This is a genomic window from Clostridiaceae bacterium, assembly GCA_012840395.1.
In the GTDB taxonomy this organism is placed as follows: Bacteria; Bacillota; Clostridia; order Acetivibrionales; family DULL01; genus DULL01.
In genome coordinates, this window is sequence record DULL01000029.1 from 1 (window position 1) to 22,953 (window position 22,953).

A 22,953-nucleotide genomic window follows, 5' to 3' on the forward strand; every position below is an offset into this window, starting at 1 on the left:
AAGTTGTTCCTTTTACAGGGGAAAGGGGTAAGGGAAAAGGGATAAGGATAGAAAGATAAAATCCTTTGTAACCAGCATGATAAGTGGATTACAAAGGATTGATTTATTTTATTGGATAACATCCTTATCCCTTAAACCTATTCACTTAATCCTGTTCCGAAGGAACATCTTTATTTTCAGCGGAACGACTTTATTTGCAATGGAACGAGTTTATTTGATGTTTACAACATGAAGACTTAAAAAAAGGAGCTATTCCAGCTCCTTTACCATAAGTGCCCTGATATATCCCCGTTCTTTTGTAGTAGAGTCGACATAAAACCCTCTGCTGTAATAAAAGCATATTAAATCTTTATTTTTTGATGCCGTGTGAAGCACAATTTTTTTCACACCTCTTGTTTTTAAGGCATTTTCAACGTGCTCAAGAAGTGATTTGCCTATTCCAAGATTCTGGTATTCTGGCAAAACTCCAAATCTGCTAATGTAAGCTGAGCCATCCTGCAAAATTTCCACCCTTATTGAACCAACAGGTTTTTTGTTTACTAATAAAATATATACATCTTTTTTATCAATATCATTAACAATATCATCAAGGGATTCGGTAAGGGCCTCGATTGCCACAGTCAATCCGGAATCCTTCACATATTTGATGAAAGATTCCCTGGTTATATTCAATATGGCTTCTGCATCATCTTTTATAGCTTTTCTGATTGTAAAACAATCATATTTGTTAACTGTCATAGCAGCATATTTTTTACTAGTTATAGTTTCCCTTAATACTGTATTCATAGATATCTACTTCTTTATACTCTATTCTTTGTATCATTCTAACCCATAAGCAGTACCATGATAGCTTTTTGCACATGCAACCTGTTTTCTGCCTCTTCAAAAATCATTGACTGAGGTCCGTCAATTATCTCTTCAGTAACTTCAAAACCCCTGTATGCAGGCAGGCAGTGCAGGAATATGGCATCATCCTTTGCCAATGAGAACAATTCTTTATTTACTTGATATGGTTTGAATATTTTTATCCTTTCTTCTTTTTCAGCTTCCTGTCCCATACTTACCCATGTATCTGTGTATACTACGTCAGCATCCTTTACCGCTTCTTCAGGATGGTGAGTAAGCACTATCCTGGAGCCTGATACTTCAGCTGATGCCAGGGCTTCCTGAACAATACTGTCATTACACTCAAATCCGGCGGGGGTGGCGACTGAAATATCCATACCAACTTTGGCACAACCGTGAAGGAGTGAATTAGCCACGTTATTGCCGTCACCAACATAGGCCATTTTCAAGCCTTTTAATGTTCCCTTTGCTTCATATACAGTAAACAGGTCCGCCAGCACCTGGCATGGATGCATAAGATCAGTCAGACCGTTAATTACGGGAATACTGCCAAATTCAGCAAGATCTTCAACATCTTTTTGCTTATATGTTCTTATCATTATTCCGTCCAGATATCTTGACAATACCTGGGCAGTGTCATAAATTGTCTCTCCTCTTCCAAGCTGTATATCGTTGGAGCTCAGGAACAGGGCATAGCCTCCCAGCTGATACATTCCTACTTCGAAAGAAACTCTTGTTCTTGTGGAAGATTTGGTAAAAATCATGCCCAAAGTTTTCCCTTTCAGTAAATGGTGCTGGACTCCTTCTTTAAACTGCCTTTTTAGTTTTTCAGAAAGTCTGAATATCTCTTCTATTTCCTGAAGTGAAAGGTCGTTTAAGGACAATAAATGCTTCATGTTCAAACCTCCAATAAAATTAAAAGAAATACAAAATAATTAAAAATGATTAAAAGCAATATAAAATGATAAAGGCAATATAAAATAATTGCTACCAAACAAATAACCTCTACAAAAAATCATTACAAGCAATTGCTACAAAATAACTACTTCAAAACAACTACTACAAACAACTACTTCAAAACAACTACTTCAAAACAACTACTACAAACAACTCAATAAAAGAACTACTATTCAATGTCAGGATACAAATAATTCGGATACAAATAATTTATGCAAGATAATTAAATTTAAATCTTCCAGTTAATTAAATATATCTTCTGGTTTTAAATTTATTCCAGGTTACCCAGTACTGAATCCAATACAGATACCATACCGTCTATATCCTCTTCTGTGACTATCAGGGGAGGGGAAATTCTGAGAATATTGGTTCCCACATTTCCAATTAAGTATCCTCTATTAAAACATTCATCCTTAATTTCTTTAGCTTTTGGTATGGAAAACTGAATTCCTAACAGCAATCCTTTGTACCTGATTTCAGTTATGACACTGTATTTCTCTTTGAGGTCAGATAGCTTCCCGGCGAAGTACCGGCCCATTTTGTCGGCATTATCTACTAGATTTTCATTTAACAACACGTCCATAACTGCCAATCCGGCTGCGCAAGCCAGAGGATTTCCGCCGAATGTTGAACCATGGTCTCCCGGTTCGAAGGCCTGTGCAACGAAATCCTTTGCGCATAAAGCTCCTATTGGGAAACCTCCACCTAAAGCCTTGGCCAATGTAAATATATCAGGTTCTATATCATAATGTTGATACCCAAAAAGTTTACCTGTTCTTCCAAGACCGCATTGTACTTCATCAAGTATTAATAATATGCCTTTTTCATCACATAATTTGCGTACACCCTGCATATATTCGTATGTGGTGGGACGCACGCCGCTTTCTCCCTGAACAGGTTCCAGCATTATTGCACAGGTATTGTCATTAATTGCATTTTCAAGAGCAGCCAGGTCATTTATAGGGACTTTAGTAAATTTGGGCGTGAGAGGACAATAGGGTTTCTGATACTTTTCCTGGCCTGTTGCGGCTATTGTAGCAAGAGTTCTTCCGTGGAAGGAATTTTCAAGTGTTATTATCTCGTATTTATCATTAAACCCTTTCTTCTTGAAATACAAACGGGCAAGTTTTATTGCGCCTTCATTTGCCTCTGCTCCGCTATTGGCAAAAAATACTTTATCAGCACAGGAATTTTCCACTAAAACCTTTGCAAGCTTTGCCTGATTTTCAATGTAATAAAGGCTTGAGCAATGGATAAATTTTTCGGCCTGCTCCTGTATAGCTTTAACTAGTCTTGGATGAGAATGTCCCAGCGCGTTTACCGCAATTCCTGCGAGAAAATCATAATATTTATTACCCTTGTCATCCCAGAGATTAATTCCTTTACCATATTGAAAACAGACAGGAGTCCTGTTCCCAAAAGTATTCATATAATATTTTTTATCCATTTCTATAACTTCGCTAAGGTTCATTTTCAGTACTCCTTGTTATTTTATTATCATTGTGCCTATTCCTTGATTTGTGAAGACTTCAAGCAAAATTGAGTGAGGTACCCTTCCATCAAGTATATGCGTAGTACCAACACCTTTTTCAAGGGCTTCAATACAACCTAAAATTTTAGGTATCATACCACCGACTATAACGTTCTTTTCTATAAGTTCCTTTGCTTCTTGTATAGTAAGTGAAGATATAATTTCATTGCTGTCCTTGGATAATTTCACGCCTTCAACATCAGTTAAAAGAATAAGTTTTTCAGCTTTTAAAGCAGCGGCAACTTCGCTTGCCACTGTGTCTGCATTAATATTGTAGCTTTTGCCGTCTTTGCCTACCCCGATGGGGGCTACTACAGGGATATATTCATCCTTTGATATAAGCTCTATAACTTTTGCGTTTACATTGATAATTTTTCCCACATAACCTATATCTCTTTCCACTCCGTCAACTACCGGTTTGTGCTGCCGGCACTCCAGGAGGTTCCCGTCAATGCCACAAAGACCTATAGCTTTGCCTCCCTTGTGATTTAGCATGGATACTATTTCCTTATTAGTTTTTCCTACAAGCACCATTTGTGCTACTTCCATTGTGGCAGCATCGGTTACTCTCAGCCCGTTTACAAATTCACTTTTTATATCAAACTTCTCGAGAGCCTTGTTGATATCCGGGCCTCCTCCGTGAACAACAATTGGATGGAGACCTATATATTTTAACAAGATAATATCTTCCATGACAGAGTTTTTCAAAGTGTCGTTTATCATTGCATTTCCGCCGTACTTAATAACTACGGTTTTGCCATAAAACTTCTGAATATAGGGTAAAGCTTCTATTAATATCTGAGCTTTTTTAATAATCGTTTCCATAGGACCTCCCAAAAACCTCCTTACACCGGGTTAAATTCATTATTTCTAAATATTTTATCTTGAATAGCAAACTTCAATTTTTTATTATTACTACTTATTCCTTATAAATAATAGCCTGGGCTGGACAGTCCTGTTTCTTCAGGTAATCCGCACATAATGTTAAGATCCTGGACAGCCTGGCCTGCGGCACCTTTACCAAGGTTATCCAGAGCGGATAATACTATAACTCTGTTGAGCCTTTCATCTACAACCAATCCGATATCAATGAAATTAGAACCTGCTACATTCTTGGTTTCAGGAATTTGACCTTCATCTAATATCCTTACGAAAAAGTCGTTTTTATAGTGCTCTTTATATATATCTATTAGTTCAGATGCAGTTATTTTTTCCGCCAAGTTTGCATAAATTGTTGCAAGCATGCCTCTCTTCATAGGAGCAAGGTGAGGAGTAAAAGATACCATCAAAGGTTCGCCTGCTATAAAACTTAGTTCCTGTTCTATTTCAGAAGTATGCCTGTGTGTTGCCACTTTATATGCTTTAAAGTTTTCAGTACATTCACAGAACTGGTAGGGCAGGCTTGTGGTTCTTCCGGCTCCTGTTACTCCGGAAGCGGCATCAATAATAATATTTTTCTTCTCAATAAGATTATTTTTAAGAAGAGGCCAGATACCCAGAATAGAACAGGTTGGGTAGCAGCCCGGATTAGCCACCAGTTGAGCATCTTTAATCTGATTTCTGTATATTTCAGGCAAGCCGTATACTGAAATTTCCAGTAATTCAGGCATGCCATGGGTTGTATTGTACCATTTTTCATAAACTTCAACAGATTTGTATCTAAAATCACCACTATGATCAAGGACTCTTATTCCTCTTGATATAAGTTGGGGAATTACATCTTTGGATACCCCGTGGGGAAGAGCAGTGATTACTATATCTGAAACCTGGGCAATTTTGTCTATATCCAGGGCACTACACTCCATATCAAAAACATTTTTTAGATTTGGATAAATATCCGAAATCTTATTTCCTACAAAATTCTGAGAAACTACTGCAGCAATATTGAATTCCGGATGGTTATGAATCAGGCGGACCATTTCAATACCAACATATCCTGTAGCGCCGATAATACTTACATTCACCACTTATAACACCTCTGATATAAAAAGTTAAATAATTGTTTCATAATTATACATCCAAATGTATAAAAATTCAATAGGAATTAGAGAAATTTGTTATATGTATACAATATTTTCAAATATGAGTTGCTGATTATATTTTGGTAACGAGATATGAAGATAAAATTATACCTATTTTATTATGCAATATGGCTAAATTGAAAAAATTAAATTTGTCTAAAAGTATACTAGTTGTTGTCGAGAATTAAGTGTTATACTATACGTGTTAATTTATCTTTTTTAGATATATAGGAGGGGAAAAAATGGCAAGTGTACAGTTAAAACACGTGTATAAGAGGTTTGAGGGTGGAGTAACAGCTGTTAGTGATTTTAACCTTGATATCGAAGATAAAGAGTTTATTATTTTAGTTGGTCCCTCTGGCTGTGGTAAGACCACTACATTAAGAATGATAGCAGGCCTCGAAGAAATTTCCGAAGGTGAAATTTATATTGATGGTAAGCTGGTAAATGATGTTCAGCCAAAAGACAGAGATATCGCAATGGTTTTCCAGAACTACGCTCTCTATCCTCACATGTCAGTATTTGACAACATGGCTTTCGGACTTAAATTAAGAAAGACTCCTAAGGATGAAATAAAGAGAAGAGTTCATGAAGCTGCAAAAATTCTCGATATTGAGCATCTGTTAGACAGAAAGCCAAAGGCTTTGTCAGGTGGACAAAGACAGAGAGTTGCTCTTGGCCGTGCTATAGTTCGTGAACCAAAGGTATTCCTTATGGACGAGCCTCTTTCAAACTTGGATGCTAAATTAAGAGTTCAGATGAGAATAGAAATCAGTAAGTTGCACCAGAAATTACAAACAACTATAATTTACGTTACCCATGACCAGACAGAAGCTATGACAATGGGTACAAGAATCGTAGTTATGAAAGATGGATTTATACAGCAAGTTGATACACCGCAAGCATTATATACTAAGCCATGTAATATGTTTGTTGCAGGATTTATCGGAAGCCCTCAAATGAACTTCATTAATGTAAAATTAGAAAAACGTGGCGAAGAAACATACATGCTCTTTGGCAAAAATGCAATCAAGCTTCCTGCTCATAAAGCTAAATTATTGGAAGGCACAGATTATGTAGGAAAAGAAGTTGTCATGGGTATCAGGCCTGAGGCAATTTCAGATGATGAAGATGATGTACAGGCTAATCCTGACTGTGTTCTTGAAGCAGATGTTGAAGTGCTTGAAATGCTTGGCTCTGAAACATTCCTGTATCTGCATGTTGACGATATTAACTTAACTGCAAGAGTTAACCCGAATACAAAGGCTAAGGCAGGAAAGAGAGTAAAGATTTGTCTTGATACAGATAAATGCCATCTGTTTGACAAAGAAACTGAGAAAACAATAATCAATTAATGAAAATATAAAATAATAGTCTTTGAATTAAAAAAGAGGAAGATTTAATATATCTTCCTCTTTTTATTATAAAATAGTATAATAAATAGAAGAAAAAAGGAAAGGACAAGATTTGATGAAACTACTACAGAACCTTGTAAATCAGGCAAAACAAAATATTAAGGCTGAGTTTGGGGTTATCAATGAAAGTGGATTGATACTAGCCTGTTCTGATGAGAGAAATGTAGGAAAGAAAATGGATATACCGGAAGATTTCATTGAAGGACAGAATTTATCCATTGTAGTAGATGGTATTACTTACAGAAAGGTATTCATAAGAAATAAATTAGAGTATATTACATTCATCAAATCTGATAGTGAAGAGTATTATAACTATCTGTCTCTTTTTTGCATAAATATAATTAATCTAAAAACATATCATGAAGAAAAATTTGACAAGAGAAGCTTTATTAAAAATATTATTTTAGATAATATTCTGCCAGGGGATATTTCTATCAGGGCAAAGGAACTTCGCATGGCTACCAATGTTTACAGAGTGGTATTTTTGATAAAGACAGAAAAATCCAGCGAAGTTTATTCCAGTGAAATTATTCAAAACCTGTTTCCAAATAGATCTAAAGATTTCATTGTTGTATTGGATGAAGAAAATATAGTTTTGGTAAAAGAGTTAAAATCTAAAGATGATAAAGCAGAAATTGAAAAAATAGCTGCAGTAATTATAGACAACCTTAATGCCGAATCAATGGTAAAAGCTCACGTGGGTATAGGAACTGTTGTTGATGATATAAAGGATATTGGACGTTCTTTTAAAGAAGCTCAAACTGCATTAATGGTAGGAGCTATATTTGAAAGTGAAAAGAAAATCGTGAATTATGAGAAGCTTGGAATAGGCAGATTAATATACCAGCTGCCGGAAACTCTTTGCAGAATGTTCCTTAATGAAGTATTCCCCGAAGGGGCTTTAGAGTCTTTGGATGATGAAACTCTTATTACCATACAGAAATTTTTTGAAAATGATCTTAATATCAGCGAAACTTCCCGTCAATTGTATGTTCATAGAAATACCCTCGTATATAGGTTAGAAAAGATATATAAGATAACAGGGCTTGACCTTAGAAAATTGGATGATGCAATAACTTTTAAGGTATCAACCTTAGTTAAAAAATATCTGGATAACTATGCAGCCAAGGGTTAATTTGCCGTAGTGTGATGATGCGAACAATTGACAGGGTTTTTTCCTTGAGTTATAAGTTATTTTAGCTTATAATGAATAATTATGTATAGTGGATAAATATGAATAATTACTGAGAATGCAACAAATGGATGAGGCGAATAAAATGGTTGAATTTATAGGTGTAGAAAAAAAATATCCTAATGGTACTGTCGCTTTAAAAGATATCAGTTTTAGAATAGATAAAGGTGAATTTGTATTTATTATAGGTTCAAGCGGCTCAGGGAAATCCACAATGCTCAAGCTTATGATGAAAGAGGAAGAACCTACAGCCGGTCAGGTTTTTGTAAACGGGTATGATGTAGCATCCCTTAGCAGGAAAGAAATACCCAGCTTAAGAAGAAGCCTTGGAGTAGTGTTTCAGGATTTTAGACTTCTTCCCAATAAGACAGTTTATGAAAATGTTGCTTTTGCCATGCAGATAACTGAAGCTACTCCAAAAGAAATTCGCCGCCAGGTTCCAATGGCGCTTGCGCTTGTAGGATTAAGCAGAAAGGCTAATGTTTGTCCCGGACAGCTTTCAGGAGGAGAACAGCAGAGAACAGCTTTAGCACGTGCACTGGTGAATAACCCCTCTATTCTGATTGCCGATGAACCTACCGGAAATCTTGACCCTGAAAATTCATGGGAGATAATTAGGTTATTAGCGGAAATAAATAACAGAGGAACTACAGTTATAGTTGCCACCCATGAAAAAAGTATTGTAGATGCCATGAAGAAAAGGGTTATAGCACTAAACAGAGGGGTATTAGTAAGAGACCAGCAGAAAGGACTCTATGAAGATGAAAATAAGAACTTTCCGATACATGTTTAAAGAAGGTTTGATAAATACATATAAGAATAAACTGATGTCACTTGCATCAATAACAGCGGTAATTGCGTCATTAGTGATATTTGGTTTGTTTTTTCTATTGCTGGAGAACATAAGATATAACGCAAATATCCTTAATGAACAGCAGGAAATGAAGGTATTTTGCGATTATGAACTGGAAGAGGAAAAAATTAAGGAAATTGAGAAGGCTCTGAAACAAATTGAGAATATTAAAGATTACCGACTTATAACCGCCAGGGAAGCCTTTGAAGAATATAAGATTGAATTGGGAGAAAACGCAGATATCCTGGAAGGATTTGATGAAAATACCCTTCTGTCTGCTTCCTTTATAGTTACACTAAACAACCCTGATCTAAGCAGAGAAACAGAAAAGCAGATAATGGCTATTGAAGGAGTAAGGAAAGTAGCTTATTATCAGGAAGTTATTGACTTTATTTCAAGACTGTCAAAATGGATTAATGCTGTAAGCTGGGTATTGATATTTATACTTTTATTAATATCGGTATTTATTATATCTAATACAATAAGGTTGACAGTATTTGCTAGAAGAAGAGAGATAAGCATAATGAAATATATTGGGGCTACAGACTGGTTTATACGTTGGCCTTTTATATTTGAAGGTGTTATAATAGGCTTAATAGGTGCAATTATAGCTGCAGTACTTACAAATTATGGATATGGCATTATTGAAACTAAGTTTAATACAGAATTGTTTGAAGTCGGAAGTAATTACTTTAGTTTAGTCAGTAAGAATGATATCAGTCTCCGGTTATCATTATTTTATTGTCTGACAGGATGCACGGTGGGTGCTGTAGGCAGTCTGATATCAATTCGAAAATATTTAAGTGTTTGATGTGCATTTTTGGGAGGTTGCTATAATGAAAGCTAAAAGAATTTTGTCAGTTGGGCTAATTCTGATATTTATCTTTTCTTGTGCTTTTACTGTAGTAGCTGGTCAATTGGAAGAAGCTCAACAGAGAAAGAATGAAATTGAAAGTAAGTTAAAAGATGTTGCGCAAGAAAAAAAGGAACTTGAGGCAGAGAAAAAAAGACTGGAAGAAGATAAGAAAAACCTTTTAAATGCACAGGCTCAAGAGACCAAGGAGTATGAAAAACTTGTAGAAGAACTGAATAAACTGGAAGAAGAATTAGCAAAGATAGAGGATAGCATACGTCAAGCTGAGAAAGATTTGGAAGAAAAGACCGAACAGGTAAAAATAAGACTGAGAGTTATGTATGAGAGCTCAAAAAGTTCCATTCTTTATTCTCTTATTAATTCAAAGTCATTAACGGACTTTTTTGAAAAAATAGAACTTATTAGTTTTATAGCTAAAAAAGATAGTGAAATGATAGAAGAATTAAAATTTATGAAAGCAGACGTTGAATACATGAGACAACTAAAGGCACAAGAAATAGAGGGAGTAGAAAATAAAAAGGTTGAAACCAGGGAACGTTTAGATAATCTCACAGCTTCAAGAGCTGAAATTGAACAAAGACTGAATCAAAGACTTCAAGACTTAAAAAGGATTGAACAGCTTGAGGACCAGCTTCTGGAAGAATCCAGGAAAGCAGATAAGGAAATAGCTGCGCTGCTTAGTAATAATCCTTATGTTGGTGGAAGCATGGTTTGGCCAGCGCCTGGGAATTATAGAGTTACGTCCCAGTATGGGATGAGATTCCATCCAATTCTTAAGGTGAACAGAATGCATAGCGGAATTGATATAGACGCTGATACGGGGGATGACATTGTTGCTGCAAATGACGGGACTGTTATTTTGTCGGGGACTACTTCAGGTTATGGCAAGAGAATAGTTATTGATCATGGGGGAGGAATATCCACTCTTTACGCTCACTGCAGCAAGTTGCTTGTTTCAGTTGGCGATAAAGTTAAAGCAGGCCAGGTAATTGCAAAAGTAGGCAGTACTGGTCTCTCTACAGGGCCGCATCTCCATTTTGAAGTAAGGGAAAACGATAAAACTGTAGATCCTTTAAAGGGATATTTGTCTAAATAATTGGTTTATTTCCATTACCCTGTGCATATGTTTATTATCAGAGTATATTTTCTATTATAAAAGCTGTCAGCAGCTTAAGACACAGGTTATGGAGGAGTGTTTATTTTGATCAGAAATAAAAAATTAATTATCTACACAGTAGCCATAATCACTGTTACCTCAGTGATTACATTTTTTACAACAGTATTTATAATGTTTGGCAATGTTTTTTTTAATGCCAAATATGAAATCTATTTCGATTCCGATTCTGTAGACATAAATAATATCAAGAGGTTTAATGAAGTCAGGAATATTTTAAAGAAGGAGTACTATAAGGATATAGATGAAAATGTTTTGCTTGAGGGAGCAATTGCGGGCATGGCCAATTCACTGGGAGATCCTTATACTGTATACCTTACTAAAGACCAGATGAAGGCATTCAGGGAAAAATCAGACGGAAGTTATGTTGGCATAGGAGTATCAGTTATTGAAGATAAGGACGGGCTGCTTACGGTAGTGGAGCCTTTCGAAGGTTCTCCTGCACTGGAGGCGGGAGTTCAAAAGGGAGATAAAATTATTAATGTTGATGGTGTTGATGTAACATCAATAAGGGACGATGATGTTATAATCGGCATGATACGGGGGAAAGAGGGTACTATATGTAAAATAACCATGTTAAGGCCCTCTGAAGGCAGGGCTATTGATTTTGAAATACCAAGAAAAAGAATAAAGATAGCAAATATTAAAAGCGAAATGTTGGCTGATAATATTGGATATATTAAAATTATTATGTTTGATTCAGAGATTGCGAGTTACTTCCAACAGCATCTTTATGGATTATTAAAGCAGGGAATGAAAGGTCTGATTATTGATCTTAGAGATAATCCGGGAGGTTCCTATGATCAGGTAGTTAAAATTGCAGACATCCTTCTTCCGGAAGGTTTGATTGTTTACACAGAGGATAGGAACAATAACAGAGTTGAGGAAAAGTCTGATAAACTTAATCTGCAGATGCCTATTGCAGTATTGATAAACAATAACAGTGCCAGCGCATCTGAAATTTTAGCAGGAGCATTGAAAGACCATAAAAAAGGTGTTTTAGTGGGAACCAAGACTTTTGGCAAGGGATTGGTTCAGGCTGTCCTTCCTTTGACCGGAGGTGCCGGAATTAAAGTAACTGTATCCAGGTATTTTACTCCTTCGGGAGTATGTATCCAGGATGTTGGCATTGAGCCCGATGTAGAAGTACTTCTTCCCAAAGAATATAGTAACTTGCCGGTATCCCAGGTTCCCAGAGGTGAAGACACACAACTTGAAACAGCAATTCAGATATTAAAGGCTAAACAACAGTAATGCCTCCCTGTTGCACCTCTAATAATATGAGAGAATTCTCATAGATTATTGTAAAAATTGAATAAAAAAGGTATTCTTCGCAAAATATATTCATGGAGGTGGATATAGGTGGGGAATATAGATGAAAAACTCAAATATGAAATTGCTTCTGAACTGGGACTGTTAGATAAGGTAACAAAGTTCGGATGGAAAAGTTTATCTGCTAAGGAGACAGGAAGAATAGGAGGGTTAATGTCAAAAAAGAAAAAAGCTTTACAGTTGGATAAAGGCCAGCAAATGTGAATGCTAGTTATTAACTTACGGTTTTATAATCCTGAATGTATATTTCAGGATTATAAGACCATGGTTTGCTTTATACAGGGGGGAACGATAATTTATACAAGTCTTGCTTATGTCTATGATAAGCTAATGAGCGATGTAGATTATACAAAATGGGCAGATTACATTGAAAAGATCTTTGAAAAAAATGATTATAAGCCGTCTTTAATAGCAGATTTAGGCTGTGGGACGGGAAGTTTCTGTATTGAAATGGCAGAAAGAAACTATGAAATGATTGGAATCGATATTTCCTATGACATGCTTTCTTGCGCTAAAAACAAGTCTCTTGAAAAAAATCTTGATATATTGTTTATTAATCAGGATATAAGTAATTTTGAACTTCACGGTACTGTTGATGCTTTTACCTGCCTTTTGGACAGTTTGAATTACATTACAAGGAAAAATGATGTCAGAAGATTATTTAGACTTGTTTATAATTATTTAAATCCCGGAGGGCTTTTTATTTTTGACATAAATACCCGGTATAAATTTGAAAAAATATTGGGAAATAATGTATTCTACAGCGTGGATAATGAAGTTACATATATATGGGAGAATAAATATAATAAGAAAAAGCAAATATGCCAGTTTGATATAACACTTTTTATTAAGGAAGATGATAAGTACAGGCGATATGATGAAATACATTATGAAAGAGCTTATTCTGAGGATGAACTTAGAAAATTGGCAGAACAGTCGGGATTAAAAGTCTTGAATATTTATGATGCCATGAAATTTACACATCCTGATAATAAAAGTGAAAGAATATTTTTTGTATGTAAAAAATTGGTATGAAATATTTTGCATAAAACACTTCTTAAAAACGATTCAGTAACCAAATCAGAATTCAGCAAGTTAAGAAAAGTTTATAAGTTAAGAAAAGTTTATAAAGTACTGGCAGAAGCTTATAGAATAATATTTTTAATTAGACGGCATAATAGATTCAAAAGATGAAGCAATTTTAAATAATTGAAAACTAATAGTTATAGCTTAATGAGCAATTTTATCAAGTTGACAAGCTAGGCCATAATGTGATACACTCAAGACAGTTTGCTGGCTGAATTGCTCAAGCTAACTAGTTTTATTTCAGGAGGTTTTTTGAATGGAAAAAGGAAGAGTAAAATGGTTTAACGCCGAAAAAGGTTATGGATTTATTGAAAGAGAAGACGGTAATGATGTATTTGTTCATTATTCGGCTATCGAAATGGACGGCTTCAAAACTTTAGAAGAAGGTGCAGAAGTTCAGTTTGAGGTTGTTGAGGGCGCCAAAGGCCCCCAGGCAGCAAACGTGACAAAAACCGTGTAGACAAAGATTTATTCTTTAATATAAATTGATGGAGCCAAGTAGTCCCGGTATGAAAATACCGGGATTTTCGTTGTTTTATGTTATTAATATAATTATTAATAGAATAAAGGTAATAAAAGAACAAAGGTAAAATTTATAATATAATCGAAAATTTGCTATTGTTATGCTATAATCCAAAAGAAATAAATTTATAGGGAAAAAACCTTAAAGAAGAAATAAACCTTATAGGAGAGACTGGGAAATGAGTGATTACATTATTAGAGCTACAGCAGCAGAAGGTACTGTAAGAGCAATTGGGGCAGTTACAACTGAAATTGTAAGGGAAGCTCAAAAGATCCATAATCTTAGCCTTACGGCATCAGTTGCATTGGGAAGGACATTAACTGGCGGAGCATTATTATCCCAGACTTTAAAAGGGGATAAAGATGTTATAACTATTCAGATAAAAGGAAATGGACCTTTGGGAGGAATAGTTGTAGTATCTGATTCTAAAGCTAATGTAAAAGGTTATGTTGATAATCCAGATACAGAAACTTTTATAAACCAAAAAGGTAAACTGAAAATAGCTGCAGCCGTGGGAACAGAAGGTTACGTAAATGTGATCAAGGATTTAGGCTTAAGAGAACCGTATAATGGGTATGTAAGACTGGTTTCGGGAGAAATAGCAGAAGATTTTGCATTTTATTTGACTGTTTCAGAGCAGATTCCGTCAGTGGTTTCACTAGGAGTTCTGATAGATAAAGATGGGAGTATTTTAAACTCCGGAGGATTTCTTATACAGGTTATGCCGGACGTAAAAAATGAAACAATAGATATTATAGAAGAAAAAACAGCCTCTATTCCTCCGGTTACTGAACTATTATCTCAGGGAAAAAGTATGCAGGATATTTTAGACATGATTTTGGGGAGCACGGGGCTGGAGATACATGAGATAAATGAATGCAAATATTTGTGCAACTGTTCGAGGGAAAGAATGGAGAGGAATCTTGTGAGCCTTGGCGAAGTAGAAATTCTAGATATGGTGAAAGAACAGCATGGAGCAGAATTAGTGTGCCATTTCTGTAACAAGAAATACTATTTCACAGAAGAAGAGTTGCTAAATTTGGTAAAAGGTATTAATGAGAAATAACATGATATAAAGAAATATTTAGATAAGCCAAGAATTTAAAAAGAAAAGCCGAATAAATTAAAATTATTAAGGCCGAACCTGTTGACTTTAAATAATAATTTATATATACTACTAGAGTACTGACAATGATAACTGCGCGGGCGCTTAGCTCAGCTGGGAGAGCATCTGCCTTACAAGCAGGGGGTCATAGGTTCGAGCCCTATAGTGCCCACCAGGACAAAACCCTTGGTTATGTTTTTAGAACATAACCAAGGGTTTTGTTATAGGAAGACGTACACTTTTCTCTTTTTGATTTCCTGTGAATTTTTGTGAGAATAGAAGATAATTCCATGAAAAATGTTCTCTTTACAGAACATTGCCTAATATTGGCACTTATTAATTTGACGATTGGTATATACCAATTTATAATAATGGTATATACCAATACATGGAATGGCGGCTGTTAATATGGATTTAGATATAAAAATTGATAAACAAAGTACAAGTCCGATTTATAAACAAGTCATTGAACAAATAACTATAGCTGTCAGAAATGGAGTTCTAAAGTCCGGCGATAAGCTCCCTCCTGAACGAGAACTGGCCCTTCAGCTGGATGTCGCAAGGGGAACCATTAAAAGAGCATATGAGGAACTAGAAAGAAATAAAGTTATTGAAGTAATTCAAGGAAGTGGAAGTTTTGTCTCCAAAGAACAGGATGTAGTTGAAGAAAGCAGAAAAGAGAGGGCAATAAAGCTCATTGACCAGATGCTGGACGAACTCGAATCTCTAAAATTTACATATCGTGAAATATCTACGTTTATTAATTTACGTATAAGAGAAAGAGAAGAAGGGCTTAAGAAGGTAAGAGTGGCTACAATTGATTGCAATCCGGAAGCCCTGTCAATTTTTATGAGGCAATTATCATATATTAAGAATTTAGAACTTTCCAGATTTTTACTTGATGATGTTTTATCATATAAAAAATCAGTGGATATATTAAAATGGTTTGACATTATAATTACTACTTCAAACCACTATCACGATTTATGCAGGGAAATGCCGGAGCTGACCAATAGAATAATACAGGCGGCTGTATCCCTGAGCAGGCAAACCATTATTGATCTTGCTACCATACCTGAGGATGAAAATATTTGTATATTGTGTACCAGTGATATGTTCTTAAATATTATTAGAGAGCACCTCAAAGGTTTTAATATTGATCTTAGTAAGACATACCACGTTTTTGAAAAAGATATGGATTACTTGCAAGATACACTGAGAAACTGCACTACACTGATAGTGCCTCCTGGCTTTTTTGTGGAAAAGGGAGAATACCTTATTGAAATAATTAGCGGTTTCAAGGAAAAAGGGGGAAAAATAATTAATTTTGAGTACCAGATTGAACGGGGTTCAATGATGTACATAGAAGAACAAATATCAAATGCGTTAAACAATAAAGGAAGCGCAGGGACGGTTCTCTTGAATCCCTTCGGATAAGCACTGGAGAATTATTTATATGAATTGTTTTAAGGATTATTTTGTGGGGTGGTCAAATGAATGGAAAGACTATTGTTATGGGTGTAATAGGTTCTGATGTACATGCTGTCGGGAACAAAATACTTGAGCTTTGTTTCAGACAGGCAGGTTTTAATGTAGTAAACCTGGGAGTCATGGTTTCTCAGGAAGAATTTATAAAAGCAGCAATTGAGACAGCAGCAGATGCAATTATCGTATCATCTCTTTACGGTCATGGAGAGATTGATTGCAGGGGATTAAGAGAAAAATGTGATGAAGCGGGTCTGGAGGGAATTCCTCTTTATGTTGGTGGCAATCTGGTAATAGGAAAGCAACCTTTTGAAACTGTAGAAAAAAAATTCAAAGCAATGGGTTTCAATAGAGTGTATCCACCTGGAACCTCTCCTGAAATCAGTATCGCTGATCTGAAAAAAGATTTGGGAGTTGCCTGATATGAAACCGATACTTTTAATCGACTTCGGCAGTACGTATACGAAAGTCACTTCTGTTGATGTACAATCGGAAAAAATACTGGGAACTGCAGAATCATTTACTACAGCCAGTTCAGATATAAGCCAGGGACTTGAAGCAGCTGTTCGCATATTGGAACAAAAAACCGGCAAGATAGAGTACGAATACAAATTTGCCTGCAGTAGTGCTGCCGGTGGACTTAAAATGGTTACCATAGGCCTTGTTCCTGACCTTACTGCAGAAGCTGCAAGACGTGCCGCCCTAAGTGCAGGTGCGAAAGTAGCAGGTGTGTTTTCTTTTGAATTAGATCAGGAAGAATTGGATGAGATACAGGTAATTAAGCCAGATATAGTACTTCTAACAGGAGGAACAGACGGAGGGAACAAGAGCACCATACTGCATAATGCAGAAAAATTGTCTGTTGTAGAAGGAGATTTCGCCATAGTCGTAGCAGGTAATAAAAGCGTTGCTTCTAAAGTCAGGGATATACTGCTTTCATCAGGGAAAGAAGTCAGAGTCTGCCAGAATGTTATGCCTGAATTTGGGAAATTAAATATAGAGCCAGCCAGAGATGCTATAAGGGATTTATTTCTACAAAGGATTATTAAGGCAAAAGGTCTCACGAAAGTACAACAACTGATAGAAGGCATACTAATGCCAACTCCTTTGGCTGTGTTGAAGGCTGTTCATGTTTTATCCACCGGATATCACAATGAAGATGGATTAGGAGATATTCTTGCCGTTGATGTGGGCGGAGCTACAACAGACGTATATTCAATTTGTGATGGAAAACCTACACGGGCAGGCGTGGTGATGAAAGGACTTCCAGAACCTTTTGCAAAGAGGACTGTAGAGGGAGATCTTGGAGTAAGATATGGGTCTGCCAGTTTGACAGAGGTAGTTGGAATAGAAACTATCGCAGGGATATCAGGTCTAAGTGTAGAAGATACCCGATGTTGCCTGGATGAAATAAATGCTAATCCCGGTTTACTGCCCGGGAATAATGAAAAACTTGCCAGATTAGATTTTGGATTATCCTCGTTGGCTATCAAAGAAGCCGTTAACAGACATGCGGGATATATCCAGGAAATATACACCCCCATGGGGCTTTTATACACACAAACAGGAAAGGATCTTACTGATGTAAGGACGGTAATTGGTACCGGAGGAGTAATAATTAACAGCAAAAGACCTTTGGAAATTATGAAGAATGTCTTGTACGATCCTGATACGCCTGAAATATTAAAGCCCGTTAATGCTGATATATATATTGATGCCGGATACATACTTGCAGCCATGGGGATTTTGTCTGAGAGGTATCCTGAAATTGCCGTCAGAATTATTAAGAGAGAATTGGAGATGATTTCATGAAAGTGGTTAATAAAAAGCTGGATGAGGAGATTTTTACCAAGCTGCGCCTGGAAGTACTGAACCAGTGGCCTACAGGCAGAGAAGTAAATTTTGATGAAGCTGTAGAATACCATAAAAAAATTCCCCGTAAAAAAGTATTTGCCTACCGTTTAGAAAAAGCCAGAAAAAGCAGTGAAACTCTTATACAACCAAGGGCTGGTGTAGCATTAACCGATGAGCATATTGAACTCCTTAAATTCCTTGAAGAGCAGGGAGAAGCAGATTTATTACCTACAACCATAGACAGCTATACCAGGCAGAACAGATATGAAGAAGCAGAAAAAGGAATGGAAGAAAGCATGATAAAGGGAAGATCCCTTTTAAATGGATATCCTGCAGTCAACCAGGGTATAAAGAACTGCAGACGAATAAATGAATCAGTGAATCTGCCTGTCCAGGTTAGACATGGTACCCCTGATGCAAGACTGCTTGCGGAAATATCTATTGCCGGGGGTTTTACAGCCTTCGAAGGGGGCGGCATATCATATAATATTCCTTATGCTAAAAATGCATCTGTTGAAAAAACAATATACGACTGGCAGTATGTGGACAGACTTGTAGGATTGTATGAAGAAGCAGGAGTATCAATCAACAGAGAACCTTTCGGCCCTTTAACAGGTACTTTGGTCCCGCCCTGTATCTCTCATGCGGTAGCGATTATAGAAAGCCTGTTGGCAGCAGAACAGGGTGTAAAAAGTATTACTGTCGGTTATGGACAATGTGGAAATCTGATACAGGATGTGGCGGCTGTAAAAACATTAGAAAAACTCACAGAAGAATATTTGCATATGTTTGGCTACAAAAATGTAACAATAACCACTGTATTTCATCAATGGATGGGCGGATTCCCGCAGGATGAGGCTAAAGCTTTCGGTGTTATTTCCTGGGGAGCCGCTGCGGCAGCATTATCAGGAGCTACTAAGGTTATTGTTAAGTCACCTCATGAAGCCTTGGGTATACCTACCAAGGAGGCAAATGCAGCAGGACTTAGGGCTACAAAACAGCTGATAACCATGCTGAGGGATCAGAAAATGCCTTTAACCAATGAATTAGAGAAAGAAATGGAGATAATAATTGAGGAAACCAGGTGCATATTAAACAGGGTATATGAACTTGGTGAGGGTGATATTGCCATCGGTACTGTAAGAGCTTTTGAAGCAGGGGTGATTGATGTGCCTTTTGCTCCAAGCAAGTATAATATGGGGAAAGTACTTCCCGCGAGAGACAACAACGGAGCTGTACGTCTTCTGGATTGTGGCAATATACCTTTCAGCAAAGACATTATCGACTTCCACAAGGCAAAAATAGAAGAAAGGGCAAAATATGAAAAAAGGGAAGTTAGCTTTCAGATGGTTATAGATGATATATATGCTATTGGAAAAGGTTACCTGGTAGGCCGCCCCAGATAGAAGCATGAGGGAAGCAGAGGGGAAGCAGAGGGACGGTTCCTCTGCTTCCAAAAGAGAGATGGTTCTTCTTCCTTTCTCTTTCCGAAGAAAGAAGCAGAAGAGGAAGCAAGAGAACCGTCCCCATGCTTCCGAAGAAAGAAGCAGAAGAGGAAGCAAGAGAACCGTCCCCATGCTTCCAAAAATATAGGAGGAATAAATAATGAAAATCGTTGATATAGTTTGTGCAAAAGGGCGTACAGGGTTTTTTTTCGACGATCAGAGAGCCATTAAAAAAGGTGCCATACCTGATGGAGAAACATATAAAGGAGAGCCGGTTACACCGGGATTTACAGCAGTAAGGCAAGCAGGTGAATCAATATCAGTTATGCTTGTTTTGGAAGATGGACAGATAGCTTACGGAGATTGTGCGGCAGTTCAATACTCAGGAGCAGGAGGAAGGGATCCGCTTTTTCTTGCAGAAGATTTTATTCCTGTTATTGAAAAATATGTAACTCCATGCTTGATAGGAAAAGAACTGGACAGCTTCAGGCAGCTTGCAGTAGAAGTGGACCAGATAGTAAATCCCGCTACAGGCAATAAACTTCATACCGCCATACGCTATGGCGTAACCCAGGCAGTACTGGATGCAGTAGCAAAGGCTCAAAGAAAGCTAATGACAGAGGTTGTCGCTTCAGAATACGGAACAGAGGTCTCTGACAGAGAGATACCAATTTTTACACAATCCGGCGATGAAAGGTATAATAATGTTGATAAGATGATTATCAAAGGTGCTCAGGTTCTTCCCCATGGATTAATTAACAATGTCTCAACAAAACTGGGTGAGAAGGGTGAACTTCTTTTAAAATATGTTAAGTGGCTTAAAGACAGAATAATACAATTAAAGCCTTATGAGGATTATACTCCTGTAATTCATATAGATGTTTATGGAACAATCGGCATTGCATTCAATAATGATTACGATATGATGGAGAACTATCTTGCTGAACTGGGAAAAGTGGCTGCACCTTTTAAGCTGCGCATAGAAGGGCCTATTGATGTGGAAGAACGTGAAGGCCAAATGCTTGCTCTTAAAGAATTAACAGAAAGAATAGATAAAAGAGGTATCAACGTACAGATTGTAGCAGATGAATGGTGCAACACTCTTGAAGATATCAAATATTTTGCGGATAACAGAGCAGGGCATATGATCCAGATTAAAACACCCGATCTTGGCGGTATTAATAATACTGTTGAAGCAGTGCTTTACTGTAAGGAAAAAGGTGTAGGAGCTTATCAGGGAGGAACCTGCAATGAAACAGACCGCTCAGCACAGGTATGCGTACATCTTGCTATGGCCACAAAACCAGATCAGATTCTTGCAAAACCTGGAATGGGTGTGGATGAAGGATTGATGATAGTTTATAATGAGATGCAAAGAATTCTTGCACTAAGGAATCGGATTAATCGGAATAAGGAGTGATTGATAAATGGAAGAGTTAAAGGTTTTATCCCCAACAGGTATACTGGGTTATGGATTTCCTATGGCATCCTTTGAAAAGGGAATGGAGAAACATCCCGATGTTATAGCCGTAGATGCGGGGTCAACTGATCCCGGGCCATATTATTTAGGCGCAGGCGTATCTTTTACCGACAGAAATGCAGTAAAGAGGGATCTTGAAATATTAATTCCCGCAGCAATTGAAGAAGATATTCCCCTGATAATAGGTTCTGCAGGGGGAAGCGGCGGTAACCCACACTTGGAATGGAATCTTGAAATTATAAAGGAAATTGCTGAAGAAAAAGGATTAAGCTTTAAATTAGCAGTTATCAGAGCAGAGATTGATAAGGGATATGTAGTTGAAATGTTAAGAAAAGGGAAAGTTACTCCTTTGCATCCTGCACCGGACATCACCGAAGATGAGCTTGAGAAAACCACCAGAATTGTTGGACAGATGGGCTTGGAGCCTATTGTGAAAGCACTGGATGAAAGCGCCCGGGTCATACTTGCAGGCAGGGCATATGATCCCTCAGTGTTTGCTGCTATGGCGGTAAAAAGAGGATATGATAAAGGTTTGGCTTTACATATGGGAAAAATTCTTGAATGTGCCTGTATCGCAGCTGTACCTGGCAGCGGGAGTGACTGCATGATTGGGTATCTTGGAAAGGACTATTTTATTGTGGAACCTCTTAATCCTGCAAGAAAATGTACCACTCTTTCTGTTGCAGCCCACACGCTGTATGAAAAAACAAATCCTTATATTCTGCCAGGCCCTGGAGGAGTTCTGGATTTAACCAATACAAAGTTTGAACAATATACAGATAATGCTGTCAAAGTTTCAGGAAGCAGATTTATTCCTTCTGAAAGCTACACTATAAAACTTGAAGGAGTAAAGAAAACCGGCTACAGGACGGTATCAATTGCAGGGACTAGAGACCCTATAGCCATAAGTAAAATTGATGATATAATTTCTGGAGTAAAAGAAAGAGTCGACGATAATTTCAAAGATGCTAAATTTGAATATTTCCTGGATTTCAAAGTGTACGGGAAATCAGGAGTTATGGGTGCTTTAGAGCCTGAAGAGAAGGTAGCAGGTCATGAACTAGGAATTATTATTGAAGCTGTAGCCGAGAGCCAGGAAATTGCCAATACAATATGCAGTTTTGCCCGTTCCACCATGCTGCACTATGGATATGAAGGCAGGATATCAACGGCAGGCAATCTGGCATTTCCATATTCACCTTCAGATTTTAAGGCTGGAGAAGTGTATGTATTTAATGTATATCACATTGTTCAGGTGGAGGACCCCTGTGAACTGTTCCCTATGGAGATTATTGAGATGGGAGGCGGAAAAAGGTGAAAGTAAGGCTGATTGACATTGCAGAGGTTATACGAAGTAAAAATTCCGGCCCTTATGAACTTACATTTGATATAATATTTAAAGATTGGGATATGTTTTATAAAGTATGTAATGCAAAGGCAATTAATAAAAAATTAATAAGCGGCTTATACGGAATATCTGAAGAACAGGTTATAAACATAATTGAATTTATACCTGCGAAAGCCATAAAAGCTACTATTGTCAGGCCTATTGCTTCCGGAGAGCTGGGAGAAACCGATGTTTACGGTGCACAGCAACATGCTCCTTTATTAAACCTTGTACTGGAAGTATAAAGAGGTGCAGCAATTATAATGAGGCATCAGATAGATATCGAAGGTGGCTGGCAAGAGTAATTAGCTTGTTCAGAGGCATAAATACAGGTTTAATATATAAATACAAAAATACAGTTTCGTAAATAAAGCTGCTAGTATATAAATACAG

General features: G+C 37.0%; 23 protein-coding genes and 1 tRNA gene. 19 read left to right on the plus strand and 5 right to left on the minus strand.

All coding sequences use genetic code 11. The annotated features are described in order from the left end of the window. Positions 1-249: 249 nt before the first annotated feature. The 5 genes from GXX20_03375 to GXX20_03395 all read right to left on the minus strand — a co-directional run bounded on the left by GXX20_03375 (position 250) and on the right by GXX20_03395 (position 5,301). Positions 250-738, minus strand: a complete 489-nt coding sequence (locus tag GXX20_03375) for a GNAT family N-acetyltransferase (protein ID HHW30707.1) — start codon at positions 736-738, stop codon at positions 250-252. 86 nt (positions 739-824) lie between these two features. Continuing rightward, complete coding sequence (gene argF / locus GXX20_03380) at positions 825-1,742, minus strand: ornithine carbamoyltransferase (GenBank protein ID HHW30708.1); 918 nt, start codon at positions 1,740-1,742, stop codon at positions 825-827. A gap of 332 nt (positions 1,743-2,074) precedes the next feature. Further along, positions 2,075-3,274 (minus strand): aspartate aminotransferase family protein, encoded by a 1,200-nt coding sequence (locus tag GXX20_03385; protein ID HHW30709.1) that lies wholly within the window; start codon positions 3,272-3,274, stop codon positions 2,075-2,077. 15 nt (positions 3,275-3,289) lie between these two features. Beyond that, on the minus strand, positions 3,290-4,159 hold the full coding sequence (argB, locus tag GXX20_03390; protein ID HHW30710.1) for an acetylglutamate kinase: 870 nt from the start codon (positions 4,157-4,159) through the stop codon (positions 3,290-3,292). A gap of 101 nt (positions 4,160-4,260) precedes the next feature. Continuing rightward, a complete protein-coding gene (locus GXX20_03395) occupies positions 4,261-5,301 on the minus strand; it encodes an N-acetyl-gamma-glutamyl-phosphate reductase (protein ID HHW30711.1) in 1,041 nt (346 codons plus the stop codon). A 296-nt stretch (positions 5,302-5,597) separates the two neighbouring features. Between GXX20_03395 and ugpC the strand changes: the two genes are divergently transcribed. The 19 genes from ugpC to GXX20_03490 all read left to right on the plus strand — a co-directional run bounded on the left by ugpC (position 5,598) and on the right by GXX20_03490 (position 22,805). Beyond that, complete coding sequence (ugpC, locus tag GXX20_03400) at positions 5,598-6,710, plus strand: sn-glycerol-3-phosphate ABC transporter ATP-binding protein UgpC (protein ID HHW30712.1); 1,113 nt, start codon at positions 5,598-5,600, stop codon at positions 6,708-6,710. Between the two features lie 115 nt (positions 6,711-6,825). Continuing rightward, positions 6,826-7,905, plus strand: coding sequence for a PucR family transcriptional regulator (locus tag GXX20_03405; protein ID HHW30713.1), 1,080 nt, complete (start codon positions 6,826-6,828; stop codon positions 7,903-7,905). 142 nt (positions 7,906-8,047) lie between these two features. After that, positions 8,048-8,755 carry a cell division ATP-binding protein FtsE gene (ftsE, locus tag GXX20_03410; protein ID HHW30714.1) on the plus strand — a complete coding sequence of 236 codons (708 nt, stop codon included), beginning with the start codon at positions 8,048-8,050 and terminating at the stop codon, positions 8,753-8,755. After that, positions 8,718-9,626, plus strand: a complete 909-nt coding sequence (locus tag GXX20_03415; protein ID HHW30715.1) for an ABC transporter permease — start codon at positions 8,718-8,720, stop codon at positions 9,624-9,626. Before ftsE ends, GXX20_03415 begins: the two co-directional genes overlap by 38 nt. Before the next feature lie 25 nt (positions 9,627-9,651). After that, a complete protein-coding gene (locus GXX20_03420; protein HHW30716.1) occupies positions 9,652-10,785 on the plus strand; it encodes a peptidoglycan DD-metalloendopeptidase family protein in 1,134 nt (377 codons plus the stop codon). A 192-nt stretch (positions 10,786-10,977) separates the two neighbouring features. After that, positions 10,978-12,117, plus strand: coding sequence for a S41 family peptidase (locus GXX20_03425; protein ID HHW30717.1), 1,140 nt, complete (start codon positions 10,978-10,980; stop codon positions 12,115-12,117). A 108-nt stretch (positions 12,118-12,225) separates the two neighbouring features. Continuing rightward, entirely contained in the window at positions 12,226-12,399 is a 174-nt protein-coding gene (locus tag GXX20_03430; GenBank protein HHW30718.1) for a small, acid-soluble spore protein, alpha/beta type, read from the plus strand. Between the two features lie 60 nt (positions 12,400-12,459). Further along, a complete protein-coding gene (locus GXX20_03435) occupies positions 12,460-13,230 on the plus strand; it encodes a class I SAM-dependent methyltransferase (protein HHW30719.1) in 771 nt (256 codons plus the stop codon). A 307-nt stretch (positions 13,231-13,537) separates the two neighbouring features. Further along, entirely contained in the window at positions 13,538-13,741 is a 204-nt protein-coding gene (locus tag GXX20_03440; GenBank protein ID HHW30720.1) for a cold shock domain-containing protein, read from the plus strand. A 241-nt stretch (positions 13,742-13,982) separates the two neighbouring features. Next, a complete protein-coding gene (hslO, locus tag GXX20_03445; GenBank protein ID HHW30721.1) occupies positions 13,983-14,870 on the plus strand; it encodes an Hsp33 family molecular chaperone HslO in 888 nt (295 codons plus the stop codon). A gap of 138 nt (positions 14,871-15,008) precedes the next feature. Further along, positions 15,009-15,084, plus strand: a tRNA-Val gene (locus GXX20_03450). A 233-nt stretch (positions 15,085-15,317) separates the two neighbouring features. Then, complete coding sequence (locus GXX20_03455) at positions 15,318-16,346, plus strand: GntR family transcriptional regulator (GenBank protein ID HHW30722.1); 1,029 nt, start codon at positions 15,318-15,320, stop codon at positions 16,344-16,346. 56 nt (positions 16,347-16,402) lie between these two features. Next, a complete protein-coding gene (locus tag GXX20_03460) occupies positions 16,403-16,816 on the plus strand; it encodes a methylaspartate mutase subunit S (GenBank protein ID HHW30723.1) in 414 nt (137 codons plus the stop codon). A gap of 1 nt (position 16,817) precedes the next feature. Beyond that, positions 16,818-18,206, plus strand: coding sequence for a MutL protein (locus tag GXX20_03465; GenBank protein HHW30724.1), 1,389 nt, complete (start codon positions 16,818-16,820; stop codon positions 18,204-18,206). Then, positions 18,203-19,654: a methylaspartate mutase subunit E gene (locus GXX20_03470; protein ID HHW30725.1), complete on the plus strand. Its 1,452-nt coding sequence runs from the start codon at positions 18,203-18,205 to the stop codon at positions 19,652-19,654. Before GXX20_03465 ends, GXX20_03470 begins: the two co-directional genes overlap by 4 nt. Before the next feature lie 4 nt (positions 19,655-19,658). Continuing rightward, positions 19,659-19,841: a hypothetical protein gene (locus tag GXX20_03475; protein HHW30726.1), complete on the plus strand. Its 183-nt coding sequence runs from the start codon at positions 19,659-19,661 to the stop codon at positions 19,839-19,841. A 12-nt stretch (positions 19,842-19,853) separates the two neighbouring features. After that, positions 19,854-21,113: a methylaspartate ammonia-lyase gene (locus GXX20_03480; protein HHW30727.1), complete on the plus strand. Its 1,260-nt coding sequence runs from the start codon at positions 19,854-19,856 to the stop codon at positions 21,111-21,113. A 7-nt stretch (positions 21,114-21,120) separates the two neighbouring features. Then, positions 21,121-22,491, plus strand: a complete 1,371-nt coding sequence (locus tag GXX20_03485) for a DUF1446 domain-containing protein (GenBank protein HHW30728.1) — start codon at positions 21,121-21,123, stop codon at positions 22,489-22,491. Then, positions 22,488-22,805 carry a DUF4387 domain-containing protein gene (locus GXX20_03490; GenBank protein HHW30729.1) on the plus strand — a complete coding sequence of 106 codons (318 nt, stop codon included), beginning with the start codon at positions 22,488-22,490 and terminating at the stop codon, positions 22,803-22,805. Before GXX20_03485 ends, GXX20_03490 begins: the two co-directional genes overlap by 4 nt. Positions 22,806-22,953 lie beyond the last annotated feature (148 nt).